Origin of the sequence: Pseudomonas sp. ACN5 (assembly GCF_002303975.1) — a bacterium.
Taxonomy (GTDB): Bacteria; Pseudomonadota; Gammaproteobacteria; order Pseudomonadales; family Pseudomonadaceae; genus Aquipseudomonas; species Aquipseudomonas laurylsulfatiphila.
Window position 1 is genome coordinate 13493 of record NZ_MRCP01000010.1, and the last position, 17705, is coordinate 31197.

Genomic DNA, 17705 nt, shown 5'->3' on the forward strand with positions numbered 1-17705 from the left:
CCATGTGGGAGCGGGCTTGCTCGCGAAAGCGTCAGATCGGCCAGTACTAAACTTCGACTGGAACCGATAACTTGGGGCCACCCAACGCATGGCTCTTGGAATCAAAAAACCGCAACTCAACCCCCGTCCCCTCAAACACCTTCGCGTAATGCCGCTTCTGGTGCTGGATGAAGGCCTTGCTGCGCGGGTAAATCGAGATCGCCAGCACCTGCGGCTTTGCCAGGCGCAAGGCATGGATGATGTGGCTGTCCTGCTCCCCCAGCGCATGGCCGAAGAGACACAGCGCCTGGCCGTGACCGAGCAACTGCTCGTAGCAGAACGACAGATAGTCCGAACTGCGAATGGTCTTGAGCTTGTCCGCACTCGGCCCTTCGTTGACGAACAGCGGCACGTCGTCGAGGGTCTTGATCGTGTTATTGATCGCGAAGTTGCCCAGCAACGTGCCCTCGGTCGACATCAGCTTGCGCGCCGTGCCGTCCTGGTTGCGCACCAGGTGCAGACCGCCGTGCAGGTACAGCAAACGGGTTTTGTCGGTGGTCGTGTCGCTCAGGTCGAAAGCGGGTTCGGTCCCCTGGAACAGATCGGTGATCGCCTCGGGCTGGTGTTGCACCGCCCAGTAGTTGATCAGGTCGTAATTGGTGGTGAACACCGTGCGGTAGTTGGCCAGTTCCTGATTGATCGTCGCCAATGTCGAGGGCACCACCAGCCGCCACGGGATATGCACCGCATGCACGGTGTTGATCAGCGCTTCCTTGATCGCGTAATAGCGATTGCGCGGGGCGGCGGAGCTGACGGCCAGGGCCTTGTTGACCCGGCTGGTGGTTTTCAACGCGCTCAGTACCTGCTCGAAACTGCGGGTCTGCATCGCGTCGAACACGCTCAGCTCGGACGGGCTCAGGGGTTTTTCTTCAACGGTGCGGGCATTTTCGAACAGCGACTCGTAGCCGAAATCGTCCCATACCGCGCGACTGGCACCGTTGCCCACCAGCAAACCACTGAACGAAGCGGTGCTGCGCAAGGCGTTCCAGTCTTCTAGTTGGGCATCGACATCCTGGAAATCGGTCATTGCGGTCTTCGTCTCACGGCAAAAGGTCTTTGGGCGGCGACTTTATCACGACCGGCTGCCCGACCACGGCACGACGCGGGCGAAGAACGTTATGCTGCGACTTCGCCCGAGCCGACTTCGCCGAGTACCCGATGCTGCAAAAAAGCCTGATCCGCCGTCTCGACCTGATCACTCTGCAACTGTTCGTCGCCGTCCATGAGGAGGGCACGCTGACCCGTGCCGCGTCGCGCGAGGCGATTGCCGTCTCGGCGGCGAGCAAGCGCTTGATGGAGCTGGAGGAGGCGCTGGGTATCAGCCTGTTCGTGCGCCAGGCCAAGGGCATGTCCCTGACACCGGCGGGTGAAACCCTGCTGCACCATGCCCGGCAGATGCTGTTCAACGTCGAGAAAATGGGCCTCGAACTGGGCGAGCACAGCCATGGTGTGCGCGGCTATGTGCGAATGCTCGCCAACCTGTCGGCGATCATTCAGTTTTTGCCAGAGGACCTGCGGGATTTTTCCGAGCGTCACCCCCAGGTCAAGACCGACCTCGAAGAACGGCCCAGCGCCGGGGTGATTCAGGGCGTGCTCGACGGGGTGGCCGACCTCGGCATCTGTTCCATCGACAGCGACATCAAGGGCCTGCACAGCGTGCTGTATCGCCAGGACAAACTGGTGGTGCTGATGCCGCCGCACCATCTCTTGGCGAACCGGTCGAGCGTGGCGTTCGCCGATACGCTAGACAGCGATTACGTTGGGCTGCATGCCGCCAGTTCAATCAACATGCGTACCCATGCAGCGGCCCGCGAAGCCGGCAAGGTGTTGCGGGTGCGCATTCATGTGCCGGGGTTCGATGCCATGTGCCGCATGGTCCAGGCCAACATGGGGATCGGCATCCTTCCGCAGCGGGCGTATGAATTGTTTGGCCGGGCGCTGGGGTTGCACGCGGTGCCATTGACGGACGAATGGTCCGATCGGGCGCTGATTCTGGTGGTGCGCGATGAGGCGCTGCTGTCGCCGGTGAGCCGGATGTTGTTTGAGCATTTGCGGGGCTCAGTCTGAAAGTTCTTGGCTGACTGGGCCGGCCTCTTCGCGAGCAAGCCCGCTCCCACACTGGATCTGTGTAGCGCTGAAAATCCCTGTGGGAGCGGGCTTGCTCGCGAAGGCGGCCGTGAGGCCGCGATAATTTTCCAGGGCGTTCGCATTTCGCGAACGCCCGTTGCCAACTGAAGGTTGGATTCATCAGGCATCAGTCCTCTAGCCTTGGCTCATATTCCAAGAACAAGAGGTACCCCGCGATGACTGCCCCCCTGAGTGCAATCAAAGTGATCGAGATCGGCACGCTGATCGCCGCGCCGTTCGCCGCGCGCATGCTGGCCGAGTTCGGCGCCGAGGTGATCAAGATCGAAGCCATGGGCCAGGGCGATCCCCTGCGAAAATGGCGCAAGCTGCACGAAGGCACCTCGCTGTGGTGGTACCTGCAGTCGCGCAACAAGAAGTCCCTGGCGCTGAACCTCAAATCCCCCGAAGGCATCGAACTGGTCAAGCAATTGGCAACCAGCGCCGATGTGCTGATCGAAAACCTGCGCCCCGGCGCCCTGGAGAAACTCGGCCTTGGCTGGGACGTGTTGCACGCCCTCAACCCCAACCTGACCCTGGTGCGGATTTCCGGTTACGGTCAGACCGGCCCGTACCGCGATCGTCCGGGTTTCGGTGCCATAGGCGAGGCCATGGGCGGCATCCGCTACACCACCGGCACCCCCGGTTCGCCGCCCGCGCGGGTCGGCGTGAGCCTCGGCGATTCCCTGGCTTCGCTGCATGCGGTGATCGGTGCGCTGATGTCATTGCTGCGGGTCAAGACCGGGCAGGGCGGCGGGCAGATCGTCGATGTGTCCCTGGCCGAAAGCGTGTTCAACGTCATGGAAAGTCTGGTGCCGGAATACGACATGCTCGGTCATGTGCGTGAACGCAGCGGCGGTGCCTTACCGGGGATCGCGCCGTCCAACACCTATTTGACCGCCGATGGCGCCTATGTGGTGATTGCCGGCAACAGCGATCCGATCTACAAGCGCCTGATGCACACCATCGGCCGCGCCGATCTGGCCGAGGCGCCTGAATTCGCCCACAACGACGGGCGTGCCGCCAAAAGCAACCAGCTCGACGCCGCCATCACCCACTGGACCAGCAGCCTGCCCATCGACGAGGTGCTGGCCGCGCTGGAAGCCGCCGAAGTCCCGGCCGGACGCATCTACTCAGTGGCCGACATCGTCGCCGATCCGCACTATCAGGCACGGGACATGCTGCTCAATGCCGAGCTGCCCGGTGGCGCCACGGTGAAAATGCCGGGCATCGTGCCGAAACTCTCCGAGACACCCGGCGGCGTGAACTGGTCCGGCCCCGGGCTGGGCCAGCACACCGACGGCATCCTCGCGCAGTTGGGCCTTACCGCGATGGACATCGAACGCCTGAAAGTCGAAGGAGTGGTGCAATGATCACCGATTATTCCGACAGCCTGATCGTGCAGGAAGTGTCCCCGCGCGACGGTTTGCAAATCGAGCCGACCTGGGTTGAAACCCACGACAAGATTGCCCTGATCGATCAATTGTCGCTGGCCGGATTCAGCCGCATCGAAGCCGGTTCGTTCGTGTCGCCCAAGGCCATTCCTGCGCTGCGCGATGGCGAGCTGGTGTTCAAGGGCATTACCCGGCAGCCGGGGGTGATCTACGTCGCCTTGATCCCCAACCTCAAGGGGGCGCAACGGGCGCTGGCGTGCAGTGCCGATGAGCTGAACCTGGTGATGTCCGCCAGCCAGACCCACAACCTGGCGAACATGCGCATGCGTTGTGAAGATTCATTGGCAGCGTTCGGCGAGATCGTGCGGTTCGTTGGCGAAAGCCCGGTGCGCCTCAATGGCAGCATCGCCACCACCTTCGGCTGCCCGTTCGAGGGCAAGATCGATGAGGACCGCGTCGTGCAAATCGTCGAGGCCTATCAGGAACTCGGCATCCAGGGCATCACCCTCGCCGACACCACGGGCATGGCCAATCCGCGCCAGGTCGAGCGACTGGTGCGTCGGGTGCTGCAGCGGGTGGCGCCGGCAGATTTGACCCTGCATTTCCACAACACCCGTGGCCTCGGACTGTGCAACGTGCTGGCTGCCTACGAGGCTGGTGCCCGACGTTTCGACGCCGCATTGGGCGGCCTCGGCGGCTGCCCGTTTGCACCGGGAGCGTCGGGCAACATCTGTACAGAAGACCTGGTGAACCTGTGCGATGAAGTCGGCATTCACACCGGTATCGATCTGCCGCTGCTGCTGAAACTGTCCCGAGGACTGCCGGCACTGCTCGGCCACGAAGTACCGGGGCAATTGGCCAAAGCCGGGCGCAATTGTGACCTGCACCCGGTGCCTTCCTGACCCCACCCCTAACCCTGTGGGAGCGGGCTTGCTCGCGAAAGCGGTCTGACATTCAACATAGATGGTGACTGACACGCCGTCTTCGCGAGCAAGCCCGCTCCCACAATAAAAAGCACCTCAACCAGACAACAAAAACAATCGGACACCCACGGGAAGTCCGCCTGGAGAACCGCAATGAGCCTGAATGCACTGGAGGCGGGCGCGAGCCCGTCCGTTAGCCACGACACCGAAAAAGCCCTGGTCAGCAAAGTCGCCTGGCGCCTGATGCCGCTGATCATGGTCTGCTACCTGTTCGCCTTTTTCGACCGTATCAACATCAGCTTCGCCAAGTTTCAACTGCAGGCCGACCTGAGCCTGAGCGACACCGCTTACGGCCTCGGCGCAGGGTTATTCGTGGTCGGTTACGTGATTTTCGAAGTGCCGAGCAACATGATGCTGTACAAGGTCGGCGCCCGGCGCTGGATCGCCCGGATCATGATGTCCTGGGGCCTGGCCACGGCGGCCATGGTGTTCGTCAACAGCGAATGGCAGTTCTACGTGCTGCGCTTCGTGATCGGCGCGATGGAGGCGGGATTCGCCCCGGGCGTGCTGTATTACCTGACCCTGTGGTTCCCGCAGCACTATCGCGGGCGCATCACCTCGATGCTGTTCCTGTCGTCGGCGTTCGCAGGCCTGGTGGGCGCGCCGTTCTCGGGCCTGGTGCTGCAACACCTCGACGGTGTGCTGCAAATGCGCGGCTGGCACTGGCTGTTCCTGCTCGGCGGTGTGCCGTGCATCGGCCTCGGTTTGCTGGTGCTGACCCTGCTCAAGGACCGCATCGAAGACGCCCATTGGCTGACGCCTTCGGAGAAGACCTTGCTGGCCAGCCGCATCGCCCAGCATGAGCCGCACAAGAGCGGTGGCTCGTTGCTCGCCGCACTGCGGATTCCGGGTTTCCTGACACTGGGGCTGATCTACTTCCTGATCCAGGTGGCGTCCTACGGCCTGAATTTCTGGGCGCCGCAACTGATCCGCAGCGCCGGCACCGAAAGTCCGGTGATGATCGGCCTGCTGACCGCCATCCCGTACATCTGCGGCGCCATCAGCATGGTGGTGATCGGACGCCTGTCCGATGCTTGCGGTGAGCGACGCAAGTTTGTCGCCGGTCTGGTGGCCGTCGGTGCAGTCGGGTTCTTCTGTGCGGGGATCTTCGCCAGCCACACGACCTTCCTGATCGTCGCGCTGGGCCTGCTCGGTGCCGGGATCATCGCCTCCATCCCGAGCTTCTGGACCCTGCCGCCGAAACTGCTGGCCGGTGCCGGCGCGGGTGCGGCGGGCGGGATTGCGGTGATCAACACCCTGGGCCAGTTCGGTGGCATCGTCAGCCCGGTGATGGTCGGCCGGATCAAGGACCTGACCGGCAGCACCACGCCAGCGCTGTATGTCATTGGTGTCTGTGCACTGATCGCGGTGGCGCTGTTGCTGTGGGGGTTGCCGCAGAAGTTGCGGACCCTCGACAAGGCCTGAAATCTACGTTGCCAGATAAACCGCTTTCGCGAGCAAGCCCGCTCCCACAGTGACCGCATATCCCCTGTGGGAGCGGGCTTGCTCGCGAAGACTGACTGACAGCCGACATTTGACTGTCGGTTGCCCCCTCAACCCACTGTCGCCAAGCCCTTGGCCGGCGCATCAAAAAACTGAATCAACACCACCCCGCCCATCAACAGCACCACCCCAAGCACCTTGGGCAAGGTGACCTGCCGCTCCACCAGGCCAAACCAGCCGAAGTGATCCAGCAACAAAGACGCCACCACTTGCCCCGCCAGCGCCAATGCCATGAACCCCGCGGCACCGAGCTTGGGCAGCAGCACCAATGCCAGGGAAATGAAGCACACCCCAAAAGCGCCACCCGCCCACATCCACAGCGGCGCCTTGCTGATAAATGCCAGTGATGGCAACGGCAAGCGCATCACAACGATGATCGGCAACAGCACGATAACGCTCACCAGCAACGAGGCGAGCGTCGCCCACAACGGATGGCCCAACCCGCGCCCGAGGTTGACGTTGATCGCGCTCTGAAACGGCACCACCGCCCCGGCAATCATTGCCAGCACCACCAGGCCGGCCCAATGCAACGTACTCATGATCGTTCTCCCACAGGTTTTGCTGGACTCTAGGGTATTCGTCGCGCAGATTTAAATTCCGTTTTGTTATCCAGAGCATGCAGCAGATGAATGATCTTCGACGCATCGACCTCAACCTGCTGGTGGTCCTCGACGCTTTGCTCACCGAGCAACACGTGACCCGGGCGGCCGAGCGTTTGCATTTGAGCCAGCCTGCGGTCAGTCATGCGCTGGCGCGATTGCGCGACCTGCTCGGCGATCCGCTATTGGTGCGCGCCGGCTCCGGCCTTGTACCGACGCCGCGGGCGCTGGAACTGGTGGCACCGCTGGCCGAAATCCTGGCCCAGGTGCAAGCGCTGCTGGCGCCGAACGCGTTTGATCCGGCTACCGCCAGGCGCACCTTCCGCCTGGCGATGTCCGACTATGGCGCCGCCATTGTCCTGCCGGGCCTGATCCGGACGTTGCGCCGCGATGCGCCGGGCATCGACCTGCAAATCAGCCATGGCAGCCGCGAAAGCATGCTCGACGGCGTGCTCAACGGTGATATTGACGTCGCCATCGGTGTGTTCCCGGAAATGCCCAACGAATTGCGCAGCACGCCGCTGTTCGAAGAGCACTACGCCTGCCTGGTGGACCGCAGAAGCCTGCCCGCCGACGGTGTGCTCGACCTGCCCACCTACCTGGCTCGACCCCATGTGCTGCTGGAAATGCGCGGCAGCGGCACCCCGGAAATCGAGCGGGCGCTGACGGCATTGCGTGAACGTCGTCGTGTGGCAGTCAGCCTGCCGCACTGGAGCGTGGCCCCGGAATGCATCAGCGGTACTGATCTTATTCTGACGGTGGCCTCGCGTGGTCTGCGCGATATTGATGAACAGTCGTTGATCGTCGTGCCGCCACCCTTTGATATTCCGTCGTTCACCTTTGTGTTGGCGTGGCATAAACGGCGGGGCGCAGACCAAGCGTTGAACTGGCTGAATGAGCGGATTGGTGCAGGTGCAGACGGGGTTTGTTTTCGGGGGGGATGATTCGCTGTAATCACCAATGGATGGGGGGAAGGCGTCGAGTGTGGAAGACCCTGAGCACTTGCAGACGACCTTGGCGAACTCGATACGGAATCAGATAGGGGCGGTCGGGCAAAATCCATTCACGAGTACCGGGCAATCGACCTTCCCGGCCTGTCGCCGGAAAGTGCGCAAGGTGATCGACACTGGCGAGAATGGCTTGTACGAAATCTGCTGCTGCCTTTGGATTCTCTATCGCAATATAAGCGGCTTCTTCATCAAGGTTCTTGAGTGCAGTACGCAGCCACTCAACGCGCATTGCTTACCCACTTATCAGCAATCGCACTGACCTCGTCTGACGAGGCGAAGTCGCCGGCATCGGCTTCTTTCAGCGCTTTCTGAATTTCTTCGATTTGCCATGCTTCCCTCGCGAGATACTCGCGCAAGGCATCGACTGCGAGGAACGACTTGCTGCGGCCAGTGGCCTTGGAAAGACTGGCGAGGGTATCGGCGATTTCGTCTGGCAGGCGCAAGGACATGGTGGACATGGCGGTCTCGATGTAGTGGTTTGTAATACAACATACTACAGTGTCATGCAGGGTGGAGGCCGCCCCGTTCGTCTGTCGTAACAAATGGTCTTGCGGTGGTGTTGAATCTTTCCATCTGTCGCGTGCAGATTCAGGCGTTTTCGCTGCCAACCTCATAGCTGAAACCTGCGTCGCACCTGAAAACCTCAAAGGTCTTTAACCCCATGCTCACAGGCCTCAACCACCTGACCTTCTCCGTCACCGACCTGAACCGCAGCGTGGCGTTCTACCAGAACCTCCTGCAACTGCACCTCGAAGCCACCTGGGATACCGGCGCCTACCTGTCGCTGCCAAGGTTGTGGTTGTGTCTCTCCCTCGACCCGCTACGCCATTGCGAGCCCGCCGCCGACTACACCCATTACGCTTTCAGCCTCGATGCAGCGGATTTTCCGCGTTTCGTCGAGCGCCTGCGATCCGCCCGGGTGCAGGAGTGGCGCGACAACCGCAGCGAGGGCGCATCGTTCTACTTCCTCGACCCGGATGGCCACAAGCTGGAAGCCCATGTGGGTGATCTGGCGTCGCGCCTGACGGCCTGCCGGCAGCAGCCGTATGCGGGGATGAAGTTCTTCGACGATCTGTAAGTCGATATTGCGGGACCTGATATAGACTGGCCACCATTCACCCAGCAGTACAAAAGGACGCCCCATGACCCCATCGCTACTAATGGCCGTGCTTGCCTCGGGTTTTATCTACGGCATCACCCCGGGACCGGGCGTGCTGGCGGTGTTCGGCATTGGCGCGGCCCATGGGCGACGGGCCGGGGCGGGGTTTCTGTGCGGGCATTTACTCGGCGATGTGGTGTGGTGCAGCACGGCGTTGATCGCGATTGTCGGTGCGCGGGAGATCGGCAGTACCGCGTTCGACGTGCTGGGTGTGCTCAGCGGCCTGTACCTGTTCTGGCTCGGCTGGCGTGCGGTGCGCGCCCGGCGCAGCAATGGCGATGCACCACAGGGTCCGGCGCGGCAGCCGTTCTGGCATGGCATTCTGTTCGGCCTGACCAATCCCAAGGCTTATCCGGTGGCGGTGGCGACATTCACGGCACTGTTGTCGAGTCGCGCGGAACTGCTCCACTGGTCAATGCTGCCAGCACTGATCGGCCTGAGCTTTGTCGGTGGATTGCTCGCCTACGCTATTCTCATTGGCATCGTGGGGGCACGGCGGGTGCGCACCTTGTATCAACGCCATGAACTGGCGATCACCCGGTTGTGCGGGGTAATGTTCATCGGCTTTGCCATCAACGCGCTGGTCCATGCGTTGCCGGGGCTGATGCCGAACAAGGCTTGAATGTGATCACAAGGAAGCAAGGCCGACCGGGCAGGGATGATTGATGAGCGCTGCATTATCGGGACACCCACGCTGAACCATGGAAAACCGGAACTCCGCGCCACTGGCGAGCTATATCGATCTGTTGCTGGACGCCGTTTGTGCGGTGGACAAGCAAGGCCGCTTCGTCTTTGTCAGTGCGGCGTGCGAGCGCATTTTCGGCTACAGCGCCGATGAAATGATCGGTCAATTGATGATCGACATGGTGCACCCCGCAGATCGCTTGCGTACCCTTGATGCCGCCCGGGAAATCATGGGCGGCGAGCCCAAGCTCAACTTCGAAAACCGCTACCTGCGCAAGGATGGCCGGGTGGTGCACATCCTCTGGTCGGCACGTTGGTCCGAGGTCGACCAGTTGCGCATTGCCGTGGCGCGCGACATCACCGAACGCAAGCAGGCCGAATCCCGGCAGGCCGCGTTGTATGCGATATCCGAAGCGGCCCACGCGGCGGAGGATCTGCTGGCGTTGTTCAGGCGCATCCACATGATCATCGGCGAGTGGCTGCCGGCGCTGAATTTTTCCGTGGCGCTGTACGACGAGCACTGTGCGCAGCTGAATTTCCCTTATCACGTCGATGACCAGGAGTCACAGCCCGAACTGCCCGGGACCATGACCGGGCGGGTGTGCACCGAAGTGATCCGCACGGGGCAGCCGATCCTTTTGACCCCGAACCCGTGCACGCCGCCTGCCGGCTTCGAAGCGCTGATGACCGGGCAGAACGCACCCTGCTGGCTGGGTGTGCCGCTGAACTCGCAGAACGGCACCATCGGCGCGTTGATCGTCAAAAGCGTTCCGGGCGGCGAGCGCTACACCGAGCAGGACAAGGAGTTGCTGCAGTACGTCTGTGCCCAGGTCGCGACGGCCATCGAGCGCAAGCAGTTGCACGCCCGCCTGCAACATTTGGCCCAGTACGACCAACTGACTCAGCTACCCAACCGTGAACTGTTGCGCGACCGCCTCAAGGCGTCACTGCAATTGGCCCGCATGGACGGCGGGCGCATGGCCCTGTTGTACGTCGACCTCGACCGCTTCAAGCAAGTCAATGACACCCATGGCCATGCGGTCGGCGACATGCTGCTGCAAGCGGTGGCCAACCGGCTCAAGGGCTGTGTGCGGGAAACCGACACCGTGGCCCGCATTGGTGGTGATGAATTCGTGGTGTTGCTGCACAGTATTCATGCCGCAGACGATACCGACATCGTGGTCGGAAAAATCCGTCAGGTCCTGGCCCGGCCCCTGCGTCTGGACGGGCACAACCTGAGCATCCATCCAAGCATCGGCGTCGCCCGATATCCCGAACACGGCACTGAAGAGAAGCAATTATTCCGGCATGCAGACGAGGCGATGTACTGCGCCAAACGTGAGCATCACCTGCGAATGGTCTGATAGTCCGTACACCGTTCGTCGTGCTGTCCACGCATTTTTCTAAACCTTTTGCGACGCGCAAATTCAGATTCTATGCGGGCGCCAGCTCGCCGCGACTATCACCAAGAGGAAGAGAATCATGCCTAATTCAAGAAACTCGAACTCGGGAAACTTCGCCAACGATCGAACGAAGGCGTCTGAAGCCGGTCGCAAGGGTGGGAAAACCACCACGACGACTGTCGATAAAGAACCTGCGAAACCCGACATGGGCCGCAAACCCGGACAGAAATCCAAGTAATGGATGCAGGTGGTTTTGATTGAGAAGCGGGGGCGCAAGCTCCCGTTTGAATTTGAAAAAGGAGGGCGCGACCATGAAACGGATGGCCACCCGATTATGTAATGCCAGTATTGCCACATTACTGGGCCTGTTTGCCAGCAACGCCTTCGCCCAGTCACCTGCCGAATTCATCGACGATGCGTCGGCCCAGGGCATGGCCGACATCGAGGCCAGTCGCCTGGCACACCAGAAGTCCGAGTCCAAAGAGGTCAAGGACTACACCATCGTTGTCATCAACGACCGCACCACGGCGAACCAGCACCTGGCGAAAATCGCCAGACAACTGGATTTACCGGTAGCGCCGCGCGAAGAAATTGTCGAAAAGGCCAAAGCCCTGATGCCACAAGTCATGGACGGGGCAACCTTCGATGAGGCCTATACGGCCAGCCAGGTGAAGACCACGCAGCAAGCCATCGAACGGTTGCAGCAGGAAGCGCAGACCACCGACGTGCCGCAAATCAAGGCGTTCGCCGAAGAAACCCTGCCCAAATTGCAAAATCATCTGCAAATGGCCAAGGCCCTGCAAGCCAGAAGCTGATCATCAGCAATTCTTCAGGTTTTGCTGACCTTTTTCCTGGACGACGGTGCCGTCCAGGTCAATGGTCAGGCCTTCGCCGAGGCTGCGGTAGTGCTTTCTCAGTTTCTCCAGCTCAAACGTGAAAAGGTAGTTTTCTGAAACCTTTGGCGGCGCTCGCCGCGGTATCGTAGCGACCCGAGGACAACGCACCGACAGGAGAACGCAATGAGTTGGTCCGCCAAACAGTACGTCGCTTTTGAAGATGAACGCACCCGTCCCGCCCGTGACCTGCTGGCGGCCATCCCCGCCGGGGATGTGCGTTCGGCCATCGATATCGGTTGTGGCCCCGGTAACTCCACCGAGTTGCTGGTCGAGCGTTTTGCCAACGCTACGGTCCGAGGCCTGGACAGTTCGACCGACATGATCGAGGCCGCACGCAAGCGCTTGCCGCAGGTGCAGTTCGACATCGCCGACATCGACACCTGGAACGACGCAGGCCCCTTCGATGTGATTTTCGCCAACGCTGTATTGCAGTGGGTTCCGGATCACGCAAGCTTGCTGCCGTCGCTGGTGGGCAAGCTTGCGCCCGGAGGCAGCCTGGCCGTCCAGATGCCTGACAACCTCAATGAGCACTCGCACCGCTTGATGCGTGAAGTCGCCGCTGATGGTCCATGGGTCGGCAAACTGGCAGGCGCAGCCGGGCAGCGGACCGAGATGGCCGATGCCAGTGGTTATTACTCGATCCTCAAGGCCTGTTGCTCACGCGTCGATGTGTGGCGCACCACTTACCATCATCCGCTCGCAGGCGGCGCGTCTGGCGTGGTGGAGTGGTTCAAGGGCAGTGGCTTGCGGCCGTTTCTCGAACCGCTGGACGAGGCGGAACGGGCGCAGTATCTGAAGCAATACCAGGCGGCTATCGAGCGGGCGTATCCGGCCTTGGCCGATGGGGCGGTGCTGTTGCCGTTCCCGCGACTGTTTATCGTCGCGACCCGCTGATGCGAAAAAGGGACAGTTGATGCGCGTCACCTGTCTCTTTTACCGCTTGGAACAATCACGGCAGTTTGTTTTTTTCGAGCGTCGGGCGCTCAAGTATTCAAAAGCAAACGAGGCAAAGCCGAACAACCCGATCAATGAAATGATCATGATTCCCAACTCTGAATTGTGCATGTCGATCTCGGGGCGATGGATGAGCCGGGAGAATAAGGGATCTGTTTCCGGGCTCAACGCCGCGCTACGGTTTCTTTATTCGCGTGCCGGGATCTATACGCAAAAGATACGCGCGTGGCTCAGCGCTGAACGCCGACCAACATCATCATCGGCCGCTCGCGCTCTTCGGCCAGCGCCGGTTGCGCCGTCACCTCGGCATCGCTCGGCCCCCATTCATTGACATGGCGGATGCTGAAACCCGCCGCAATCAGCATATTGAGTAAGGTGCCAATGGTGCGGTGCTGCTTGATCACACCGTCGGCCAGCCAGTGGGTCACGCGCTCGCCTTCACGCTGATAACCGTCCACCGGCCAACCCTTGCGGCCCTCGGCATCGATGATCCAGCCAGGATTACGCGGTGCCATGAAGATCGGGTGCTCGATGGAAAACACGAACGGCGAACTGGGCTTGAGCGCCGCGTGGACATTGGCGAACAACCCCGGTAAGTCCTTGATGTAGTGCAGTGCGAGGGAGCTGTAGGCCAGATCGAAACCGCCGGCCGGCAGATCGAGGGCTTCCAGGTCGGCGCGCTCATAACGGATGTTTGATGCGGAGGTGGTTTTGCGTGCCTGCTCCAGCATCTTTTGCGAAACATCCAGACCGAGCACGCTGTCAGCGCCTTGCTCACTGGCCCAACGACAAAACCAGCCGTAACCGCAGCCGAGATCCACCACCTTCAAGCCCTGCATGGGCGGCAGCATGGCCTTCAGCGCCGGCCATTCCGGCGCGGCATCGAGACCGCCGATGGAGCGGGCCATCTGGCTGTAGCCCTGGAAAAACTGAGGGTCGTCGTAGATGTTTTGGGTCATGTTCGGGTTGCTCTGTTGAGGTGTTCACATGATAAGTGAAGGCACCTGTGGCGAGGGAGCTTGCTCCCGTTGGGTCGCGAAGCGACCCCGAACAGGGCCTGCTGCGCAGTCCAACGGGAGCAAGCTCCCTCGCCACAACAGGATGCCGCCCGGTGCAATCTTAGGACGGCTCTGCATCCATGCGTCTTGCGATCACATCCAGCACATCGCAACCATCGCGCAACGGTACGCAGCAGAGCAATGCGAAGTCGCTCAGCACCACAGTGTCAGAGGTCAGGTCGCCGCGCATTGCAAGGTTTTCGAGGAGTTGCGTTACCGCTCGGATGCGGTAACTGGCGGTGCTAAGCAGTGAGTGCAGCGGTTGTGTGGTGTTGACGAACAGCGAGGGCAAGTCGTCGGCGTTGCTGGTTAAAGCCATGTATTCATTCATGAGTGATTACCATGTTGGAGGAGGACGCACCACTCAATCGTCGCCAAACAATAGGGTGGTAGCTGTACGCGGGTTGGCGAACCGGACCATGGTAAAACCGGCAGACCCGAAGGTCTCCCACGCACAGCTACCAAAAAACAGGTAGCCAACTGCGTTCAAAAGCGCTCCGAGAAACTCTCGGAGGCTCCTGTACCACGGCATCGAGTCGCCAAACCCGATACGCCATTTGGGCGCGGTCGGACTATAGGGCTCATGACAAAGGCACAGCAATGCGCAAGTGTACGGACAATTCCCAGTGTCGTGTAGGACGTTGCTTTTTCTGGCGTTGATCTCTGTTGGGCCTTTAAATGTGGGTCTTAGCACTAACGTTGGAGGGTGCATCACCAAATTCCGCGCACAAAAAAACCGGCCACATGGACCGGTTTTTTCTAACTCTGCGTCTCCCGTCAGACAACCTGTGCTGAGGTTGGAATTGGGGGAGAGCTATCAGGCTACACCCGCGAGCAAGCTTTCGTAAGGAATTCGCAACCCATCGTGCAGACGCTTGATCATTGACAGGCTCAATTTGCGTTTTCGGTTCAGCACCTCGGATACGCGTCCGCTTGTGCCGATAAAGGGTTCCAGGTCACGAGGAGTCAGGCCTTGCTGATCCATGCGAAATTTAATGGCCTCAATCGGATCGGACGGAGGCATTGGGTAATGCTCGTCTTCGTACTTTTCGATGAGCAGCGCCAGAATTTCCAGCTCATCACCCTCAGGTGAACCAATGTCAGCTCCCCACAATTGTTCCACGCGTACAAATGCAGCGGTAAGGTCTTCTTGGTTGCGAATAGGTTTAATGTCCATCACACGGTCTCCGCGTTGATCTGATCGTACTGGGCGTGGGTGACAACGAATCGTATGAAACCGAGCTGGCGCTGATAATCGATTGCCATGATCACTCGGTATTTGTTGCCACCGATGTTGAATACAACCCTGCCACCCTTGAGGATGCTGGCCGTTCTCAGCTCCGCTTTGACCTCTTGCGGCGTGCCATAAACGGCTTTTTCCATGTGCCGATACCATTCAACCAGTGGTGTTTCGGAGTCAGCATAAGCCGGGCTACTTTCCCAGAACTCCCGCAATGTCCCTTTTGCAATCACACGCACTGCACGTCCTCCCGTTTTGGGAGATGTTGGTCTGAGTTCTGGAGAGTTGCAATCTCTGATGTCGTGGAGGAAATCTATTATCGGGACAAGTAAAACGTTAACAAAACCTGGATTTTGCGCGAAAACGCTAATTTTCAGGGTTTGGAGACGCTAACCCAAATCCCGCCCACAAAAAAACCGGCCACTTGGACCGGTTTTTTCTGTCTCTGCATCCCCCGTCAAAACCACTCTGACGTGAGATCAAAATTCGATTGGAGCGGGTGAAGGGAATCGAACCCTCGTTATCAGCTTGGGAAGCTGGAGTAATGCCATTATACGACACCCGCTCAGAGCGCTGACTTTGTACCAGATACAGCCGGCGATTTGAAGTTTTTCTTTATGTGGGGCGGGTTTAACGCGATTTACCAATAATGCGTGGATCGCATGACGGTCGATCGCGGGCAAGCCTGGCGCCTGCTGAATAGGTTTGATTCAGCAGGGCGGAGCTTGCTCGCGATGACTCTGTTTCAGATTGCCAATGCATGGTGGTCCTGGACGTAGTGGTAACGCGGTCGGCTATCGTGCTGGGCCGGTTTCAGGAACCCCATGAGTGCGTTGCGGCTGTCTCGGCAGGCGGCTTTGTGCTCCATGTCGAGAAAGTGGCCGGTGGCCTGAAGGGTCGTGAAGGTGGCGTGTTGCACGTGGTTGGCGAACAACCGTGCGCCATCGGCGGCGGTGTATTCGTCCCATTCGCCGTTCATGAACAGCACCGGCACGTTGATTTTTTCCGCCGCTTTGAAAAAGCATTGGCGATCGCTGTGCAGCAGGTCGCTGATGTGGAAGTGCATCTGCCCGTATTCATGATCGGCCAGGCTGCTGACGTGCCGATAGTTGAAGCGCTTGAACAGGGTCGGCAGGTGTTTGCCGATGGTGCTGTTCACCAGGTTGCCGACCCGGTCGCCATCCCGGCTGCCGAGGTAATCGACGCCGCGCTCGAGGTAGTCGAGCATGTGCGCGTTGATCTCCGGGGAGAACGAGCTGATCACGGCTTTTTCGATGCGTCGTGGCCGTTGGGCCAAGGCGACCAGGGTCGCGGCGCCCCCCCAGGAAAACGACAGCACGTGTTCGGCGGCGAAGTGGTCGATCAGCTCCAGGAGGATCTGCCCTTCGACTTCCTTGGTCAGCAATTTCTCGTGCAGGTTGTGGGCTTTTGACCGGCCCGCGTAGGGTTGGTCGTAGCAGACGACGTTGAACTGCGGATGGAGGTTCTTCACGGTTTGTGCAAACGACGCAGTCGTGGCCATCGAGCCGTTGACCAGGATAATGGTCTTCTCTGCGGCGTCTGCGCGATAGAACTCCGTGTAAACCCGATACTGACCCTGTATATCCAACACAGCGATTTCTGGCCTCATGTCATAAGACTCCTGGCAAGCGGGTATGCGCGCAATAGAGATTGCACGAGCTTTGTGACAGGTAGGCATACGCCTGGAATTTGAGAGGCCCATGTCGATCCATTGCAGTCCGGTCGACGGGTATTGTTATTGGCGGGCAGTCTGCCGGGTGAGGCCGGAACCCCTGGGTTCCTACCGGCAAAAAGTTTCTTAGAAGTATGGGGTGACTCATCGGTCACATTTCGGCCGACGTCCTGATTCAAGCAGGGGTCACGTCATCGCGCAAGTGCCTTTGGTAAATTGTTCGACAACTTCTGCTGAGCGGTCGCAGGCTTAGATCAATCCGATCTCTTCAGCGCTCAGTGGGCGGTATTCGCCCGGTTTCAACGCGTCGTCGAGCTCTAGCGGCCCCATACGTTCGCGGTGCAGGCGCATCACCTTGTTGTTGAAGTGGCCGAACATGCGCTTGACCTGGTGATAGCGGCCTTCGACGATGCTCAGGCGCGCGCATTTCGGCCCGAGCAGCTCCAGCCCGGCGGGTTGCGTGGTGAGGTCTTCGAAGGCGAAGTACAGCCCTTCGTTGAACTTGATCGCGTATTCAGGGCCGATGTGCTGTTCGGTTTCGACGTAATAGACCTTGGGCAGTTTGGTCTGCGGTTGGGTCAGGCGCCGCGACCAGCTGCCGTCGTTGGTGATCAGCATCAGGCCGGTGGTGTTGAAGTCCAGACGCCCGGCGATGTGCAGCTCGTCCTTGTCCGGCTCATGGATCAAATCGAGCACGGTCGGGTGCTGCGGATCCCGGGTGGCGCTGACGCATCCGGCGGGTTTGTGCAGCATGAAATGGCGCAGGGGTTTACCGACTTGCAGCACGTCGCTGTCGACTTCGACGCGGCTGAACTCGCGGACTTCGCTGTGCGGGTCGCTGACGACTTTTCCGTCGATCCTGACGCGTTTTTCCACCAGCAACAGGCGCACCTGCTTACGGTTGAAGCACGGCAGGTTGCTGAGGAATCGGTCGACACGCATGACTAAGGATCAGTGAAGAAAGGG

Annotated in this window: 21 protein-coding genes and 1 tRNA gene; 11 read left to right on the forward strand and 11 right to left on the reverse strand. The window is 60.1% G+C overall.

Annotation, left to right across the window (positions count from 1 at the left end; genetic code table 11):
- Positions 1-46 precede the first annotated feature (46 nt).
- Positions 47-1066, reverse strand: a complete 1020-nt coding sequence (locus tag BSF40_RS18865) for a DUF4917 family protein (protein WP_095966241.1) — start codon at positions 1064-1066, stop codon at positions 47-49.
- Between the two features lie 131 nt (positions 1067-1197).
- Between BSF40_RS18865 and BSF40_RS18870 the strand changes: the two genes are divergently transcribed.
- The 4 genes from BSF40_RS18870 (at position 1198) to BSF40_RS18885 (ending at position 5965) form a co-directional block, all read left to right on the forward strand.
- Positions 1198-2106, forward strand: coding sequence for a LysR family transcriptional regulator (locus BSF40_RS18870; RefSeq protein ID WP_095966242.1), 909 nt, complete (start codon positions 1198-1200; stop codon positions 2104-2106).
- Positions 2107-2342: 236 nt separating this feature from the next.
- On the forward strand, positions 2343-3536 hold the full coding sequence (locus BSF40_RS18875) for a CaiB/BaiF CoA-transferase family protein (protein WP_095966243.1): 1194 nt from the start codon (positions 2343-2345) through the stop codon (positions 3534-3536).
- On the forward strand, positions 3533-4459 hold the full coding sequence (locus tag BSF40_RS18880; RefSeq protein ID WP_095966244.1) for a hydroxymethylglutaryl-CoA lyase: 927 nt from the start codon (positions 3533-3535) through the stop codon (positions 4457-4459). The genes BSF40_RS18875 and BSF40_RS18880 overlap by 4 nt, the downstream gene beginning before the upstream one ends.
- A gap of 174 nt (positions 4460-4633) precedes the next feature.
- Complete coding sequence (locus BSF40_RS18885) at positions 4634-5965, forward strand: MFS transporter (protein WP_095966245.1); 1332 nt, start codon at positions 4634-4636, stop codon at positions 5963-5965.
- A 128-nt stretch (positions 5966-6093) separates the two neighbouring features.
- On the opposite strand, the gene BSF40_RS18890 is transcribed toward BSF40_RS18885, so the two are convergent.
- Positions 6094-6582, reverse strand: coding sequence for a DMT family transporter (locus BSF40_RS18890; protein WP_095966246.1), 489 nt, complete (start codon positions 6580-6582; stop codon positions 6094-6096).
- 77 nt (positions 6583-6659) lie between these two features.
- Between BSF40_RS18890 and BSF40_RS18895 the strand changes: the two genes are divergently transcribed.
- Complete coding sequence (locus BSF40_RS18895; protein ID WP_095966247.1) at positions 6660-7586, forward strand: LysR family transcriptional regulator; 927 nt, start codon at positions 6660-6662, stop codon at positions 7584-7586.
- A 10-nt stretch (positions 7587-7596) separates the two neighbouring features.
- Here the strand turns inward: BSF40_RS18895 and BSF40_RS18900 are convergent, their stop codons facing one another.
- Together BSF40_RS18900 and BSF40_RS18905 are read right to left on the reverse strand one after the other, a co-directional pair.
- Positions 7597-7881 carry a type II toxin-antitoxin system RelE/ParE family toxin gene (locus tag BSF40_RS18900; RefSeq protein ID WP_095966248.1) on the reverse strand — a complete coding sequence of 95 codons (285 nt, stop codon included), beginning with the start codon at positions 7879-7881 and terminating at the stop codon, positions 7597-7599.
- On the reverse strand, positions 7871-8110 hold the full coding sequence (locus tag BSF40_RS18905; protein ID WP_095966249.1) for a CopG family ribbon-helix-helix protein: 240 nt from the start codon (positions 8108-8110) through the stop codon (positions 7871-7873). Before BSF40_RS18905 ends, BSF40_RS18900 begins: the two co-directional genes overlap by 11 nt.
- Positions 8111-8313: 203 nt before the next feature.
- Between BSF40_RS18905 and fos the strand changes: the two genes are divergently transcribed.
- The 6 genes from fos (at position 8314) to tam (ending at position 12688) form a co-directional block, all read left to right on the forward strand.
- Positions 8314-8730 (forward strand): fosfomycin resistance glutathione transferase, encoded by a 417-nt coding sequence (fos, locus tag BSF40_RS18910; protein ID WP_095966250.1) that lies wholly within the window; start codon positions 8314-8316, stop codon positions 8728-8730.
- 64 nt (positions 8731-8794) lie between these two features.
- Complete coding sequence (locus BSF40_RS18915) at positions 8795-9433, forward strand: LysE family translocator (protein WP_095966251.1); 639 nt, start codon at positions 8795-8797, stop codon at positions 9431-9433.
- 79 nt (positions 9434-9512) lie between these two features.
- On the forward strand, positions 9513-10859 hold the full coding sequence (locus BSF40_RS18920; protein WP_095966252.1) for a diguanylate cyclase domain-containing protein: 1347 nt from the start codon (positions 9513-9515) through the stop codon (positions 10857-10859).
- Positions 10860-10977: 118 nt separating this feature from the next.
- Positions 10978-11136, forward strand: a complete 159-nt coding sequence (locus BSF40_RS18925) for a KGG domain-containing protein (protein WP_007976786.1) — start codon at positions 10978-10980, stop codon at positions 11134-11136.
- A 73-nt stretch (positions 11137-11209) separates the two neighbouring features.
- Positions 11210-11713, forward strand: a complete 504-nt coding sequence (locus BSF40_RS18930) for a DUF4142 domain-containing protein (protein ID WP_095966253.1) — start codon at positions 11210-11212, stop codon at positions 11711-11713.
- Between the two features lie 204 nt (positions 11714-11917).
- A complete protein-coding gene (gene tam, locus BSF40_RS18940; protein ID WP_095966255.1) occupies positions 11918-12688 on the forward strand; it encodes a trans-aconitate 2-methyltransferase in 771 nt (256 codons plus the stop codon).
- A gap of 290 nt (positions 12689-12978) precedes the next feature.
- Here the strand turns inward: tam and BSF40_RS18945 are convergent, their stop codons facing one another.
- The 7 genes from BSF40_RS18945 to BSF40_RS18975 form a co-directional block, all read right to left on the reverse strand.
- Positions 12979-13707, reverse strand: coding sequence for a bifunctional 2-polyprenyl-6-hydroxyphenol methylase/3-demethylubiquinol 3-O-methyltransferase UbiG (locus tag BSF40_RS18945; RefSeq protein WP_095966256.1), 729 nt, complete (start codon positions 13705-13707; stop codon positions 12979-12981).
- Positions 13708-13867: 160 nt separating this feature from the next.
- Positions 13868-14137, reverse strand: a complete 270-nt coding sequence (locus BSF40_RS18950) for a short-chain dehydrogenase (RefSeq protein WP_095966257.1) — start codon at positions 14135-14137, stop codon at positions 13868-13870.
- A 486-nt stretch (positions 14138-14623) separates the two neighbouring features.
- Positions 14624-14983: a type II toxin-antitoxin system HigA family antitoxin gene (locus tag BSF40_RS18955; protein WP_095966258.1), complete on the reverse strand. Its 360-nt coding sequence runs from the start codon at positions 14981-14983 to the stop codon at positions 14624-14626.
- Positions 14983-15285: a type II toxin-antitoxin system HigB family toxin gene (locus tag BSF40_RS18960; RefSeq protein WP_095966259.1), complete on the reverse strand. Its 303-nt coding sequence runs from the start codon at positions 15283-15285 to the stop codon at positions 14983-14985. The genes BSF40_RS18955 and BSF40_RS18960 overlap by 1 nt, the downstream gene beginning before the upstream one ends.
- A 252-nt stretch (positions 15286-15537) precedes the next feature.
- A tRNA-Gly gene (locus BSF40_RS18965) sits at positions 15538-15611 on the reverse strand.
- A 180-nt stretch (positions 15612-15791) separates the two neighbouring features.
- Positions 15792-16676 (reverse strand): alpha/beta fold hydrolase, encoded by an 885-nt coding sequence (locus tag BSF40_RS18970; protein WP_095966260.1) that lies wholly within the window; start codon positions 16674-16676, stop codon positions 15792-15794.
- Between the two features lie 312 nt (positions 16677-16988).
- Positions 16989-17681 (reverse strand): pseudouridine synthase, encoded by a 693-nt coding sequence (locus tag BSF40_RS18975; RefSeq protein WP_095966261.1) that lies wholly within the window; start codon positions 17679-17681, stop codon positions 16989-16991.
- Positions 17682-17705 lie beyond the last annotated feature (24 nt).